This window comes from Flavihumibacter stibioxidans (assembly GCF_014332695.1).
In the GTDB taxonomy this organism is placed as follows: Bacteria; Bacteroidota; Bacteroidia; order Chitinophagales; family Chitinophagaceae; genus Flavihumibacter; species Flavihumibacter stibioxidans.
On sequence record NZ_MBUA01000012.1, the window covers coordinates 565,864 to 580,923 of the forward strand.

Genomic DNA, 15,060 nt, shown 5'->3' on the forward strand with positions numbered 1-15,060 from the left:
TGGCGCTTCCTTTCTTTTCATTTGTTATTTCACCGACAGTGCCTTCTCAATCAGGAAGTTCAGATTCGTGCGGTGTGCACGGGTCTGTTCGTTCGGACTGGAAGCAGCAGCCAGCATGGATTTAATCTTTTTAAGGGTGGAAAGCGCGGCGGCTTTTGATGCATTGTCATAACCAACCGGGGAATTCACAATAGCAGCAGATGCTTTTACAAATTCGGTCTGCAGGTTCTGGCGGTAAAGGTTAACCGAACCATTCAGATCCTCATTGAAAATTCCTTTCACCAGGTCACTCATCACATCAGCCACACTGTACGAGTTGCCATACAGGGAACTGTTGTTGATACGGCTCATAGTCACGGGGTGCAGGATATGCGCCAGTGTGCTCATCTGCAGGCTGGCAACAGTTGTTTGCGGTTTCACGTCTTCTGTTCCATTGAAGAAATTGAAACCACGTCGCTGCATCTGCAGGTAAGGGAATAATGCCGCATCAGTACTGAAGGCATTAGGGGCATACAGGTATTTGTTCAGTAATGCCATGGCCTTTTTCTGATAGTCAGCTGAAACAGGTGTAAAGGGCTTCGCGGCCGCATTCTGTCCGGCATAACTCCTGTCCACGTTAACCCCGCCGATATACCGGCTTACTGCTCCAACCATCTGTGCACGCTGGTTCATCAGCTGGTAATAACGGCTGCGCAGTTCTGCATAGCTCTGGTTGGGCTGACTGAAGCGGGCTTTCAATTTGGGCATCATGGTATTTACCAGTTTCAGGCGATCTTCAGCATAAGCCACCATATCGGAGCTCATATCGTTGACCATTACACGCGGATCTATGGCTTTGCCCGGCGCACGCATGTCATCCGCATCATTACCAAATGTCAGGTTAGGTTCTGTGCTGCGGGACAGGATCTTCCGGAGTCCTTCTTCTTCTTCTTCAGGCCTGAATGGTCTGTAGCCATATTCGATTGCCCAGATATCATATGGTCCGGCTTTTGTTGTGTAGTAGTCTCCCTGTTTACTCCTGTCGCTGCTGACATTCAGTGAAGGATAATCCATGACTGAACCCTGCAGGCCGAGTTTGCGGGTGATATTCTGGTCATGAACCTGGTCGGGGCGCAGCATCTGGCTGGCCTTCATGTTGTGGTTCAGTCCCAGGGTATGTCCCATTTCATGGAGTATCAGGTAATACAGGAACTGCTTGTGCAACTCACGAACAGCAGTGGTTTTCTTTTCGCCGTTGGAACCATCGTCGTCGAGGGTGGCAATTGCCGCCACACCAGCCTGGTATTGCATGCTGAGTTCATTCGCCAGCGCACAAGTTGTAATATGCCTGTTGCCAAAGGCCGGATATTTACTGGTGTACTGTGACGGGTCGATGGCGGCTGCGGGGTTCTCCCAGGGCAGATTGGCTGCAAGGGAGGACAGCCCGCCATTAAAGAGGTCATCCTGCACCGGAGCACCGGCCCCGGAACGCCATTCCACCGTGATATCTGCTCCCAGTATCTGGCCGGTCCGCGGATTCGTAAAGCTTGGCCCGATGGCTCCATACTGGGGATTGGCACTGCTCACCCAACGGATCACATTATAACGGATATCGGCAGGATCCCAATCGGCATTGTCCGGCATGATCTTCATCACCACGGCGTTCTTAAACCCGGCTGCTTCAAATGCCTCGTTCCACTTTTCACCTGCTTCCTTCACAATCTCACGCAACTCAACAGGGGTCGTATTTTCAACCCACCAAACGATGGGCTCCACAGGCTCACTGATTGCAGCAGCCGGATCCTTTTTTACCAGGTTCCAGCGATTGATAATGTCTTTGTATGGAGTAGGTGATATGGAACTCAGGTCATCCACTTCACTGCCGAAATATCCGACACGGGGATCATCGCGACGTGCGCGGAAATCGTTATTCGGTACTTCTATAAAGGAATGCTGCATCTTTACCCTTACATAACGGGCATCCGTAATGTCTTTTCCGCCACCATTCAATGGCATCGGATTGTCGTAAGCCAGTTCTACCAATACATCGGTATTATTGGGGAAGGAACGTACCGTGCCATACTTTGACTTGGAGGGATTATACCCGCCGAGATTGAACACCGAACCGGGAGGCAGGGTAGGCGGAAATACCGGCTTCACCGGATCGAGTTTGTCGCCCAACAAAAGTCCGTCCACCGCAACCAGGTAACCCAGGCTGTCTTCTACTGCCACTTTCTCAGCGAACATTACCGCATCGCTCACATCCACATTGGCGGCTTTGCTGATGGCATTCTCCCCGTCGTAATGGAAGTTGGTATTCTGCTGCTTGAATTCAAGCTTATCAAATGATTTTTCGATTTTGAAAAGAAAGGTTGCCCTGATCATATTCTGGTTCAGGAACAATGCCGTAGGACCACCCATGGAAAAACTCTGGTAAATGAATTCCTTGCCTAACTGGTCCTTTTTAACATACATCTGAACGCTGCCTGTAACGGTATCCTGGTAAAGGGTAAACAGGCCTTCATGCTTTTTACTCGACTTTACCTTGTCTTTAACGGTAGGTTTCGAAGGTGCCGCTGGTACCGCCTTTTTCGCTGTATCTGCCACGGGCGGGGCAGCGGCCTTGCTCTTCTTCTGGGCAAATGCTCCCGTTGCCATCAATATGGCCAGGGGAACAAAGAGGGAAGTTTTTCTCATGAAAACATTTTAGAATAACAAAATGCTTCATTTCAAAATACGATACAAATAAATTACATGAAATACCGCGGAAAGTGACAAATGGCAGAATGCTTGGATAATTACCCGGAAATGTTAAGAAATTATAAATAAAATTTTGTGATATAGGTTGGGAACACTAATTTCACCACCGCAATAAAAAAAAGAAGGTCCACTGTAGAAACAGTCGACCTCTAACGATTGCTTGCCATATAAAAAAATCTTCGAATCTTGTTTTGAGAGTCATCCTTTTCAGGATTCGGGATCGGCCTCTACGATGTTTGCTTTAACGATTGCTTGCCGTATTTTCAGACCTCTAACGAAATTTTGCCTTCTCAACGACTGTTTGCTTTCCCGGTGATTGCAGGTCGTTTTTTTTATTTCCCTGAACTCTGATGTAAAAGTAGTGCGGGAAAATTCATGTCTAAAATCAAAATTGGAAAGGTTTTATTACTCCAAAATGGATATTTTTGCATATAAACCCTTATCCAGCAAGGATTTGAGAAAAAATAGTTAATGATGCCCAACAGATCAGCAGACGCTTTATTTCAATTGATAAAATCTTTGCACAAGGCTGAAAAGCGGCATTTTAAACTTTATATCAAGCGCAGCTCGGCAAAAGAAGACCTTAAAATCGTCGAATTATTCGACAGCCTTGACAAACTGGCCGATTATGATGAGAAGCTACTGCTCAAAAAACTGCCTTCCATCCAGAAACCCCAGTTAAATAATGTAAAAACCCACCTGTACAAGCAATTGCTGGCCAGCCTGCGCGACCTGAAAAGCGCTGATACGCTGGAACTTCAGTTGTCGGAACAACTCGACAATGCGCGGATTCTCTACCACAAGGGACTGAAACACCAGGCCCTTCGGATCCTGGAAAGATCGAGGGAACTGGCCAAAGCCAATGGCAAGTTCAATTTTCTTGCCCAGGTGATTTCGCTGGAGAAAAAGATCGAAACCCTTCACATCACCCGAACCATCCAGGAGAAAACCGAAAGACTTACCCAGGAGGCACTGGAAATTAGTGCCCATATCGACCGGGTTACCAAACTTTCAAACCTTGCACTACTGTTGTATGGCTGGTATACCAAAAATGGCCATGCACGCAATGAACAGGATGAAAGCGGCATCCGAAAATATTTCAAGGAACAGCTGCCTTCAGACGCCTTCGAACTAACCGATTTTTATGAACGGCTTTACCTGTTCCAGAGTTATACCTGGTATGCTTTTATCCGGCAGGATTTCCTGATGTATTATAGATACGCCCAGAAATGGGTGGACCTGTTTGATGAAAACGAGGACATGAAAAAAGTGGAGATTGGTCACTACATTAAGGGAATGCACAATCTTTTGAATGCTCATTTTGACCTTAGAAATTTCCAGCAGTTCGAATCGGTTCTTTCAGCATTTGAAGCTTTTGCCGAAACGCCCATCGCCCAGCAGCATGACAATTTTCGTATCCACACCAGCATTTATATAAATAGTGCCAAGTTGAACTGGCATCTTATGACGGGCACTTTCAAAGATGGATTAAAACTGGTAGACAGGATCGCCGCCAATCTGGAAGAATATTCATTATATGTCGACCCGCATCGCATTGTAGTATTCAATTACAAATTCGCAACCCTGTATTTCGGCAGCGGCGATTACAACACCTGTATTGATTACCTGCAGCGGATCATTTACGATACATCGGCAGATTTACGAATCGACCTGCAGAGTTATGCGCGCCTGATGCACATGCTGGCCCACTACGAACTGGGTAATGATGAGATCATTGAATCGCTCATCAAATCGGTGTATCGCTTCATGGCTAAAATGAAAAACCTGACTGTGGTGGAAGAAGAAATGTTCCGGTTTATCCGTCATAATTTTGGTGTTTCGGTACGCAGGATGAAGCCTGAACTGGAAAAATTCCTGAATAAGATCAAACACCTGGAAAAAAGCCGGTTTGAAACCCGTGCTTTTGCCTACCTGGACATCATTTCATGGGTGGAAAGCAAAGTGTACGAAAAGCCGATGAGCGAGATTATCCATGCGAAGTATATGGCACAAAGGAGGAGAAGGTATGCCGGAAAAGAAGAGAGAAGGGAGAATTGAGAGATCAGGTGACCGGAAATTTCTTTTTCCAGAGCCGGATAAAATAAAGAATCATGCCGACGAGACTGCCAAGGAACCAGGCGTAAAAAATATAGTTCCCCAATGTTGGGGTTGTTGCAAAAAAGGCCCAGCCCATCATCAGGCCAAGTGTTGAATTAATGAGCATCCACAATGCCCCGACAGACAGGGTCAGCAATACCCTGCGCAGGAAATCTTTTGCATCCTCTTCCATTTCCGTTTATTTTAGGTGTCTGACAAATTTAAAGCCTAATCAATCAGCAGATCTTCGAAATCCGTTGAATCACCATTGAATACATTGAAATCCACCTTACCCCTGATTCCGTTCACATTTCCGGTTTCACTGTACTGCCAGAAAGCCCAGTTACGGGCAATGCGGGGGCGGTCTTTTTTCAGGTAATGAGCCACCCACAGCGGATAATCATCAAACTCGCCTTTCAGGTACTTATTATAAAAATCGACATTGGTGTAGATGATGGGTTTTACGCCATAATGAGCTTCCAGCCGGTCCAGGAAGGATTTCACACCAGTCCGCAGTTTTTCAGCACTTACCCCGTAGGTCTGTTCCACATCAAGCACAGGTGGAAGATCCCCTTTTTGCAGATCAACGCGGCGAATAAAGTTCTCAGCCTGGTCAGCGCCGCTTTTGGTAGCCAGGAAAAAATGGTAGGCCCCGCGCGGGAATCCTGCCTCACCTGCATGCTCCCAGTTTCTTTTGAACTGGCGGTCCATGTTACCCAATCCCTCTGTGGCTTTTATGAAAACAAAGCCGATCCTCACCTCACCGGCTTCCATCTCTTTAACAGCCCTCCAGTTTACCCGTTCCTGGTACTTGGACACGTCGATACCATGAATGGAAAAATTTGCCGGGATCTCGATCCCGAAATCCGGATAATGTTCAAAATCCGGCTGGCTGCGTTTGAACCACCACCAGGCCAGGGCACCGATCACCACCAGGATCAACAGCGCAAACAGATATTTTGGTCCAGGTACCTGGTTCGATTTCTTTTTTGCCATGCGGGGCAAATATATAAACGGTTGGCGGTTTGTATCAGCAAATCAACAACTACAAACAATCTATATTTGCCCCATGCCTTTCAACCTTTCCGACTCGCTCAACCTCTTACGTAAACTGACCATCCGCAGGGCATGGAACGGTGTAAAAGTATTGGCCAGTTATTATGTAAGCAAGTACACCAGGAAGCCTGTTCAATGGGGGCTTCCCATTTCCATTTCCTTTGAGCCCACCACATCCTGTAACCTTCGCTGTCCGGAGTGCCCAAGCGGCTTAAGGGCCTTCTCCCGGCCAACAGGTATGCTTCAGAAAGACTTTTTCCGCGATACCATTGACCAGTTGCACAGGGACCTGTTTTACCTGGTCTTCTATTTCCAGGGCGAACCATTTCTGAATCCGGGGTTCCTTGACATGGTTCAATATGCCGGAAGCAAGGGCATATATACAGCCACTTCTACCAATGCCCATTACCTGACCGACGAGAACGCCAGGAAAACCGTGGAAAGCGGCCTCGACAGGCTGATCATTTCCATTGATGGAACTACACAGGAGGTTTACCAGCAATACCGCATTGGCGGCAGACTCGAAAAAGTTCTGGAAGGGGCCCGTAATATCGTAAAGTGGAAAAAAGAACTTGGCAGCCGCACGCCTTTTGTTGTTTTCCAGTTCCTGGTGGTGAAGCCCAATGAACACCAGATCAGCGAAGTCAAAGTACTGGCCCGGGAAATAGGCGTGGATGATATCTGGCTCAAGACTGCGCAGGTATATGATTATGCCAACGATCCCAACCAATTGATTCCTACCATTGATAAATACAGCCGCTACCGTAAAAACCGGAAGGGTGAATTCGAATTTCGCAATCCCCTGCATAATCATTGCTGGCGGGCATGGCATGCTACGGTCATCACCTGGGACGGACTGGTGGTTCCCTGCTGTTTTGACAAGGATGCACAACACCGGCTGGGCGACCTGAAAGGAAAATCATTCCGGGAAATCTGGCAGCATCCCGACTACCGGAGTTTCAGGGCCAAACTGCTGGAAAGCAGGGCCAATATTGATATTTGCGCCAATTGTTCTGAGGGTACCAGGGTTTGGGGTTGAACCCGCACCACGAGGGTCCCGAACTTGCAGCGTAACCAATCGCACAGCCTGTTTGAGCCTTTTTTTATAATTTTAAGGTTGAACCATTCATTTTATGAGTATTAACAAGGACATCAATCAGCGAAAATTCAGGAATGAGCATCAGAAAGCAATGATCAACCTGATATTTTCCTATAACTGGCTGATGGAGAATACGCGGAAACAACTGGACCAGTTTGATCTCACCAATCAGCAGTTCAATATCCTGCGCATCCTGAGAGGTGCCGGGGAACCGCTGAGTACCCTGCAGATCCGCCAGCGGATGCTGGATAAAATGAGCGATACCTCCCGGATTGTGGACCGGCTGGTAAAAAAGGAACTGGTGCAGAAAGTGATTTGCAATGCCGACCGGCGGTTGGTGGACGTAACCATTACCGATAAAGGCCGGGAATTGCTGTCCAAGATGGACTCCCATGAAGCCGATTGGGATAATCTGCTGAAAAATCTTAACGAATATGAAGCAAGCCAGCTTAATCAATTGCTCGACAAATTGCGAAATTCGCAGGATTAACAGGATACCCCCTGCCCGGCAGCCATTGGATGGCGTCGATTTTTTTATGAAATCAGTGAAATGAAAAATTTAGTCCTTACCACTATTACCCTGGCCCTTGGGTGTTTGTCCCAACTACAAGCCCAGCAGCCCGCAGCGCCCATCCCGGCACCAATGGAAGCGGGCAGTAAAACAGCGGGTGAAGCCCCGGCCGAATTCAGGGCAGCCTGGATAGCAACGGTAAACAATATTGACTGGCCCAATGCCGGTACTGTAGACCCGGCCATGCAAAGGGATGAATACATCCGGTTGCTGGACATGCACAAGAGAAATGGCTTAAATGCGGTGATCGTCCAGGTGAGGCCGGCAGCAGACGCATTTTATCCCTCCCAATATGAACCATGGAGCGAATGGCTGACCGGAAAACAGGGCCAGCCACCGGTACCTTACTATGATCCGCTTCAGTTCATGATTGCCGAGGCCAAAAAGAGAGGCATGGAATTTCACGCCTGGCTCAACCCCTACCGCGCGGTGTTCAATATCAACAAATCGATTCCTGCCAAAACCCATATAACCAGGGAGTTCCCCGAATGGTTCCTGACCTACGGCGACAAGAAATATTTCGATCCGGGCAACAAGAACGCACAACAGTTTGTGGTGAACATCGTTCGGGATCTGGTGAAGCGATATGATGTGGACGGAGTTCATTTCGACGATTATTTTTATCCTTATCGCATTGCGGGCAAAGACTTTCCGGACGACAAAACCTATAAAGTATTTGGCGAAGGCCTGAGCCGCGATGAATGGCGCCGCAGCAATGTGGATTCCATTATTGTTCAGCTGGCCCGTGCCATCAGGCAGGAAAAGCCCTGGGTGAAGTTTGGCATTTCGCCCTTTGGTGTATGGCGCAACAAAGACAAGGATCCGATGGGAAGCGCCACTACGGCAGGACAAACCAATTATGACGACCTGTATGCGGATATCCTGTTGTGGCTGAGGGAAGGCTGGATTGATTATGTGGCGCCGCAGTTATACTGGGAATTCGGGCACAAGGCCGCCGACTTTGAAGTATTGCTGGACTGGTGGAGTAAAAACTGCTATGGCAAACATTGTTATATCGGACTGGGAATTTACCGGGCAGGAAGCAACCCGGCATGGAAGGATAAAAACCAGCTACCCCGGATGATCCGGGCTGTCAGGAATACCCCGAACATGCATGGCGTGATATATTTCAGTAGTAAGAGTTTTGTGAACAATCCCAATGGCTGGGGCGACAGCCTCAGGCAGCATTATTACCGCCAGCCTGCTGCCATCCCGGCAATGGACTGGCTGCCTGTAAATCCTTTTACCTCCGGAATGTAATCAACCGGCTACTCCCCAAAATATCGCAGATAAATAAATATAAACGGGCTACGGCAACTGCTGTGGCCCGTTAGCATTAAAACATGCCTTAGTAAAAGGAGCTGTTTACACGCGGCGGGCGGCAATTTACCCACTGCGGGCGTTGGAGGCAGTTCCGAAACCAGGTCAAACTGGCTAATGGAACCCATTTTTACTGTTTTTTTCCGGAAATATTTTCTTCATCAGGTTTCGATCCTTTAAAATCCGGGCAAATCCTTTATGGTATTGCATCAGAGGAAGGAATCAACAGCCCGGACCACCAGCATTACCAATATTTTAAGTTTTAGATTACGGCCATTATTTAGTAAATTAGTAATTTACGGCCTGATTTTTGTGGATAGCGCGCCCCGTGGTAAAAAACGGGGCTAAAAAACCCTGAACTATTAATGGCACTGAGTCAAAGTTTACAGCAGAAATTATTGCAGAAGCTTTCGCCCCAGCAAATCCAGCTGATGAAGTTGCTGCAGGTGCCAACGGCCAACCTGGAGGAACGGATCAAGGAGGAACTGGAGGAGAACCCGGCATTGGAACAGAGTGATGAGATGGCGGATGACAGTTTTGAGGAGCAGGGTGAAGAATTTGAAAACCCTGATGACGAATACGATACTGAAGGCAGTGAGGACGAGTATGACAATATCGATATCAGCGAATATGTACAGGAAGGCGATGACGAGATAGCCGACTACCGGCTTAGAGACGATAATTACCCTGAACTGGACGATAAGCAGGCGACTCCCTTCAAAGTGGAATCGACCCTCCATGATACCCTGGCCGACCAGCTGGGCATGCTCACCCTGGATGACCGCAGGCGCCGTATTGCCGAACAGATCGTGGGCAGCATTGATGACGACGGCTACCTGCGCCGCGAAACCACTTCCATCCAGGATGACCTGGCATTCAGGCAGAACATCGATGCCAGTGAGGAAGAAATCGAAGACCTGATCAGCCTGATCCAGCAATTCGATCCTGCCGGTGTGGCAGCCCGTGACCTGCAGGAATGCCTTCTCCTTCAACTGGAAAGAAGAAAACACGAAGGCGAAGCCGTTCATGGCGCCATCCGAATCCTGACCGATTACTTCGATGAGTTCATTAAAAAACACTACGACAAGATCCAGCGCGGACTGAATATTGACGATGAGCAGCTCAAACTGATCATACAACAGATTATTAAACTGAATCCCAAACCGGGTGGCAATGTGGGCGAGGTCAATAAAGCGGAAAGTTATGTGGTGCCCGATTTTTTCATCTATAATAATGCCGGCAAACTCGAACTGACCCTTAACAGCAAGAATGCTCCTGACCTGCGGATCAGTGAAGGATATCGCGACATGCTGAAAGAATATGACAGGGGCAGTAAAAAAGACAAACGCCAGAAAGAGGCGGTAATGTTTATCAAACAAAAAATTGACGCGGCCAAGTGGTTCATTGACGCTATCAAGCAGCGTCAGCATACCCTGATGATGACCATGCAGACCATCATGGATTACCAGTATGAGTTTTTTGTAACAGGCGATGAAACCACCATGCGCCCCATGATCCTCAAGGATATTGCAGAAAGAACGGGACTGGATATTTCCACGGTAAGCCGGGTGGCCAATAGCAAGTTCGTGCAGACTGAGTTCGGCACCTACCGGCTGAAATTCTTTTTCAGCGAAAGCCTGAGCACCGAAAGCGGCGAGGAAGTAAGCACCAGGGAGGTGAAAAAGATTCTGAGCGATATGGTGGAAGGCGAAAACAAGCGCAAACCGCTTAGCGATGAAAGGCTGACTGAGCTTTTGCAGGAAAAAGGTTATAATATTGCCCGCAGAACAGTGGCCAAATACCGGGAACAACTCAATATACCGGTGGCCCGACTCAGAAAGGAATTGTAATGATGGTATCAACAGAGCAACCAAATACATCTGCTGTGGCGGACCCATCCGGCGTTCACCCGTCGGGTGGCACCCGACGGGTGAACGCCGGATGGGTCATCGGGCAACTGATCTCCTTTGTTTTTCATCCTTTATTCATACCCGGATATATCACGGCGTTTTTATTATTCGTGCATCCCTTTGCCTTCGCGGGTGAAAACGAGTGGTATAAGAAAATCAAACTTATATCAGTACTGGTCAGCACGGCCTTCTTTCCCGCTTTTACCGTTTTTCTGCTGAAGCAACTGGGGTTTGCATCCAGCTTCCAATTGAAAACACAAAAAGAGCGGATCATACCGATCGTGGCTTCCATGGTTTTTTATTTCTGGATCTTCTATGTAAGCAAGAACAGGCCCGACAATCCGCCGGAACTGGTGAAGATGCTTTGTGCCGTTTTCATTACCAGTATCATCGCCCTCACTGCCAATAATTTTATCAAGATCAGCCTCCACGCCATTGCCATGGGAGTACTGGTATCGTTTTTTGTTTACATGGCCTGGACCAGCCTGATTCCAATGATTGTTCCCCTGGCTGTCTCCATCCTCATAGCCGGACTCGTTGGTACTGCCAGGCTGATGACGGGGGCGCATAGCAATTCGGAACTGGTATGGGGATTTGCAACAGGTGTGGTATCCATGTTCATTGCTGTTTGGGTGGTGTAGGTATGGGGATTCGCGGAAAAGAAAAAGCCCAATCTACGGGATTGAGCTTTGTTTCAGGGGTGTCCAAACCAGCCTAATGATAAGAGTCCAACTTAAAATCTTTACATCATCTATTGTTATGTAATACTGGTTTTAATTTGATAGGATAGTAATAACGGGGGTTTGAACTTTCCTAGTATGCGTAGTTTTCCGCAAATTCAGATCTATTATCATTCACCACTGGTTTTATCAGACGCCGGTTCAGGAATGCCTGGCGGTACAGGGCTTTGTTCCGTTTCCGTTTCCGTTTCTGTCAGGAACTCCAGTTTATAAATCCTGATGAGGAGGATAAAAACTGAAATCAGCAAGGGGCCGAAGACCAGGCCGATGAATCCAAATAATTGAAGGCCGATGATAACCCCGAAAACTGTAATAAGTGGATGTACATCGCCCAGCTTTTTCTGCAATACAAACCTGAAAACATTATCAACCGTACCCATTACCAGAAACCCATAAATAAGCAGGGCAATTCCTTTCCAGTTCTCACCACCGGCAAAAAATATCAGGGCCAGGGGAATATAGGCAACTGTAATTCCAACCACCGGCAACATGGCTGCAATACAGGTGATAGCAAACCAGAGCATTGGTTCCTGAACACCCAGGGCCAGGTAACCTGCAAGGCCGACTACACCCTGCACAATGGCAATCAGCGGAATTCCGACTGCATTGGAAATGACCAGGGTATTTACTTCTTTCTGTAAATCGTTTCGGTGTTTGCGACCCATTGGCAGCCACTCCATCAGGGCTGCTTCCATCTTTTTCCCCTCTGCCAGCATGAAATACAAAATGAAGTACATCACCACAATGGTGGTAAGGGAATTAAACGTTGCCCCAAGAATGCCGGGCAATTCCTTTGCTGCCATTTCACCCAGCTGGGACAGGTTTTTATCGCTCAGGATCACAAACCCGGTTCTTGTTTCCAGTCCTTCCACAAAATGCTGTATCGCCTGTATCGCCGTGTTAATTTGCTGTTCTGAAATACTCAGTCGTCCCACCAGTAATTTGATCACTCCGCCGATAGGTATAACAATAACAATAAAAGAGAGAACCATCAGCAGGCTGGCCGCCAGTGCGGGCGGCCAGCGCCTGAGTACAAGCATCCGCATCCAGCGGTCCATCAGGATATAAAGGGTAAATGCGCCCAGGGTTGCCGGCAGAAAGGCTTTCAGTTCTGTGAACAGCAGGAAACCCAGCAGAAATATAATCAGCAGGAAGAAAACCTGCCTGAGTTTGTTATTATCGAGATAGGCCATATTATGAAGGATAGAAAGTTAGGTTTTTTTCATTTCGCTGATCATATTTTCGTTTCTTTCCACTTTCCCCGTCTGAACATTAGCCAGGCGGCAATGGTGATGGCGGTTTCCGCAACAGGAATGGCAATGAACACTCCCAGCGGTCCCAACCCATAGGTTTTGGCAAGGAGGTAGGCCAGCGGGATCTGGAAAAACCAGAACCCGAACAGGTTGATCCAGGTAGGCGTTTTAGTATCACCTGCACCATTAAAAGCATTGGCCATTACCATGCCGATACCATAAAAAATATAGCCTGCGCTCATAATCCTGAGTGCCAGGACGCCGATCCTTTTTACGTCTGGTTCGTGGCTGAAAAAACCCACCACCCAATCTGCTCCGGCAAGGAAAAACAACATCACGATCACCATAAAAACAGCATTGTAACGGGCAGTAACCAAAACTGAACTGGCTGCTCTTTCAGGTTGTTTTGCCCCCAGGTTCTGGCCCACCAGGGTTGCTGCGGCATTGGCCATTCCCCATGCTGGTAACAGGAAAAATATCAGGATTCTGATGGCGGTCTGGTATCCGGCAGACGCTGCAGACTGTCCGGTTTCAGCAACCAGTTTTGCCAGAAATATCCAGCTGCCTGAGCCAATGATAAACTGTGCCGTTCCCGGGGTGGCAACATTTACCAGAGACCGGATGATGGGCCAGTCGGGACGCCAGTCTGACAAAGCTATTTTCACCTGCGACTTACCGCTAAACAGGTGGTACAGTTGGTAAAGAACGCCAATCCCCCTTCCGATTGTGGTAGCGAGGGCGGCACCAAACAATCCCAACGCAGGAAAAGGCCCCCAGCCGAGGATCAGCATCGGGCAAAGAATAATATTGGCAATATTGGCTATCCAGAGGCTTCTCATCGCCATGCTGGCATCACCCGCACCTCTGAAAATACCGTTGATCAGGAATAGCAGCATGATTACTACACTTCCGCCCATCATCAGGCGGGTATAGGGAGTACCCAGGGCCACGGTTTCTGGTTCGGCGCCCATCCAGCGAAGGATATCCGGTGCAAGGAAGATCCCGGAAAGACTCACCACCAGGGTGATGGCCAATGCCAGCCAGAGTGATTGCATGGCGGCATGTCCGGCGGCTTTTTCATCTTTCTCACCAATCCGCCTTGCCACCATGGCGGTAGCAGCCATACTGATTCCTATTGCAAGGGCATAGACCAAAGACAGTACCGATTCGGTAAGTCCCACCGTCTGGATATTGTGCCGGCTATCAGGTAACTGGCCCACAAAATAAAGGTCCACCACCGCGAAAACACTTTCCATGCCCATTTCCAGGATCATGGGAATGGCGAGCAGGAATACCGCCCGCCGGATGCTGCCACTGGTATAATCCTGTACATCACCGCGCAGGGCTGATTTCACCAAATTATATACATACCCGACACGCAGGGTAATTGAAGATTCATTACGCATATAAAAAATTCAACAGTTAAGAATAATAAGATGCCGGAATCCGGCTTCAGTGGGCATTTTGCCAGAGGCAACCATGTACCGACAAAATCGACAGTCTTTTGGGCATGTTGTCGGCGGGGGGCCGACGGCTTAGAAAATCATAAAAAAGAGAATTAGAGGACGTAAATCTAATACATTATTCTTTTATACAATATTGCAGGGCCTCTAAATATTCCTGAACGTAGAAAGACAGTTGTGAACGGCGGTATTGCATGATGAACCGCGGATGGGGAACTACCAGCAGTTCATCAAAAAGGTCATACTCCTCATTTAGGTTCCTGAGGAAGCGGTGGTTTTTATCGCCGCCGATACAGATGGCCACACGGCGGTTGATTCCGAATGAAATCTGCCGGCGCAGGCATTTGAGGGCAAAGGGGCGGATGGCTTCCGCCAGTTTCGGGTCATCGTAATAGTTCAGGTTCTTTCCGTTTTGGGTGAATCCTATCGGGCTCACGGAACCGATGTAAAATTTCTCAAAAAAGGCTTCCGCACCGCCAAAGGCGTTGATCATGGTATAAATGAATTCGGCCGACAGTTCGGACGTATTGCCAAAGGGATGGTCAATCCCGCAGTTTTCTGACAGTTGCCTGGGCGCGGTAAAATTGATGCCGGTAATACCTGCCCCAAAGCGGCCGGGGTTGATACCGATTAGCATAATCCTTGGCTGGCTGTCATTGTAATATTTCCGAAAGAATGTGCTGATAGCCATCTGCACGGCCGGTTGCCGGTGGGGATACAAGGCCTCCACCCCCGGCGGCAGGTGTTGCGGAGGCCGTAAATCCCTGAAAAATGCTATTGCTTTATCGGCGAACATGGTTTCGCGTCTGACG

12 protein-coding genes are annotated in these 15,060 nt (G+C 48.3%); 6 read left to right on the top strand and 6 right to left on the bottom strand.

Annotated features, from left to right (window positions below):
- Positions 1 to 24: 24 nt before the first annotated feature.
- Complete coding sequence (locus tag BC349_RS09650) at positions 25 to 2,676, bottom strand: zinc-dependent metalloprotease (RefSeq protein WP_187256527.1); 2,652 nt, start codon at positions 2,674 to 2,676, stop codon at positions 25 to 27.
- Between the two features lie 534 nt (positions 2,677 to 3,210).
- On the opposite strand from BC349_RS09650, the gene BC349_RS09655 reads away from it, so the two are divergent.
- Positions 3,211 to 4,797 (top strand): hypothetical protein, encoded by a 1,587-nt coding sequence (locus tag BC349_RS09655; RefSeq protein WP_246456879.1) that lies wholly within the window; start codon positions 3,211 to 3,213, stop codon positions 4,795 to 4,797.
- Between the two features lie 4 nt (positions 4,798 to 4,801).
- Here BC349_RS09655 and BC349_RS09660 read toward each other — a convergent pair whose 3' ends face one another.
- Both BC349_RS09660 and BC349_RS09665 read right to left on the bottom strand, forming a co-directional pair.
- The gene (locus BC349_RS09660; protein ID WP_187256528.1) at positions 4,802 to 5,029 is read right to left on the bottom strand and encodes a hypothetical protein; all 228 of its coding nucleotides are present in this window, start codon (positions 5,027 to 5,029) and stop codon (positions 4,802 to 4,804) included.
- 35 nt (positions 5,030 to 5,064) lie between these two features.
- On the bottom strand, positions 5,065 to 5,832 hold the full coding sequence (locus BC349_RS09665) for a glycoside hydrolase family 25 protein (protein ID WP_187256529.1): 768 nt from the start codon (positions 5,830 to 5,832) through the stop codon (positions 5,065 to 5,067).
- Between the two features lie 73 nt (positions 5,833 to 5,905).
- On the opposite strand from BC349_RS09665, the gene BC349_RS09670 reads away from it, so the two are divergent.
- From BC349_RS09670 to BC349_RS09690, 5 genes are all read left to right on the top strand, one after another.
- Positions 5,906 to 6,931 carry a radical SAM/SPASM domain-containing protein gene (locus BC349_RS09670; protein ID WP_187256530.1) on the top strand — a complete coding sequence of 342 codons (1,026 nt, stop codon included), beginning with the start codon at positions 5,906 to 5,908 and terminating at the stop codon, positions 6,929 to 6,931.
- Positions 6,932 to 7,025: 94 nt separating this feature from the next.
- Positions 7,026 to 7,481 carry a MarR family winged helix-turn-helix transcriptional regulator gene (locus tag BC349_RS09675; protein ID WP_187256531.1) on the top strand — a complete coding sequence of 152 codons (456 nt, stop codon included), beginning with the start codon at positions 7,026 to 7,028 and terminating at the stop codon, positions 7,479 to 7,481.
- A gap of 60 nt (positions 7,482 to 7,541) precedes the next feature.
- Positions 7,542 to 8,822, top strand: coding sequence for a glycoside hydrolase family 10-like protein (locus tag BC349_RS09680; RefSeq protein WP_246456881.1), 1,281 nt, complete (start codon positions 7,542 to 7,544; stop codon positions 8,820 to 8,822).
- Positions 8,823 to 9,247: 425 nt separating this feature from the next.
- Complete coding sequence (rpoN, locus tag BC349_RS09685; RefSeq protein ID WP_187256532.1) at positions 9,248 to 10,732, top strand: RNA polymerase factor sigma-54; 1,485 nt, start codon at positions 9,248 to 9,250, stop codon at positions 10,730 to 10,732.
- Positions 10,732 to 11,433 (top strand): hypothetical protein, encoded by a 702-nt coding sequence (locus tag BC349_RS09690; protein ID WP_187256533.1) that lies wholly within the window; start codon positions 10,732 to 10,734, stop codon positions 11,431 to 11,433. Before rpoN ends, BC349_RS09690 begins: the two co-directional genes overlap by 1 nt.
- Positions 11,434 to 11,642: 209 nt before the next feature.
- On the opposite strand, the gene BC349_RS09695 is transcribed toward BC349_RS09690, so the two are convergent.
- From BC349_RS09695 to BC349_RS09705, 3 genes are all read right to left on the bottom strand, one after another.
- Entirely contained in the window at positions 11,643 to 12,725 is a 1,083-nt protein-coding gene (locus BC349_RS09695) for an AI-2E family transporter (RefSeq protein WP_187256534.1), read from the bottom strand.
- A 41-nt stretch (positions 12,726 to 12,766) separates the two neighbouring features.
- Positions 12,767 to 14,191, bottom strand: a complete 1,425-nt coding sequence (locus BC349_RS09700; RefSeq protein ID WP_187256535.1) for an MATE family efflux transporter — start codon at positions 14,189 to 14,191, stop codon at positions 12,767 to 12,769.
- Positions 14,192 to 14,366: 175 nt separating this feature from the next.
- Positions 14,367 to 15,044 (bottom strand): uracil-DNA glycosylase family protein, encoded by a 678-nt coding sequence (locus tag BC349_RS09705; protein WP_187256536.1) that lies wholly within the window; start codon positions 15,042 to 15,044, stop codon positions 14,367 to 14,369.
- Positions 15,045 to 15,060: the final 16 nt, after the last annotated feature.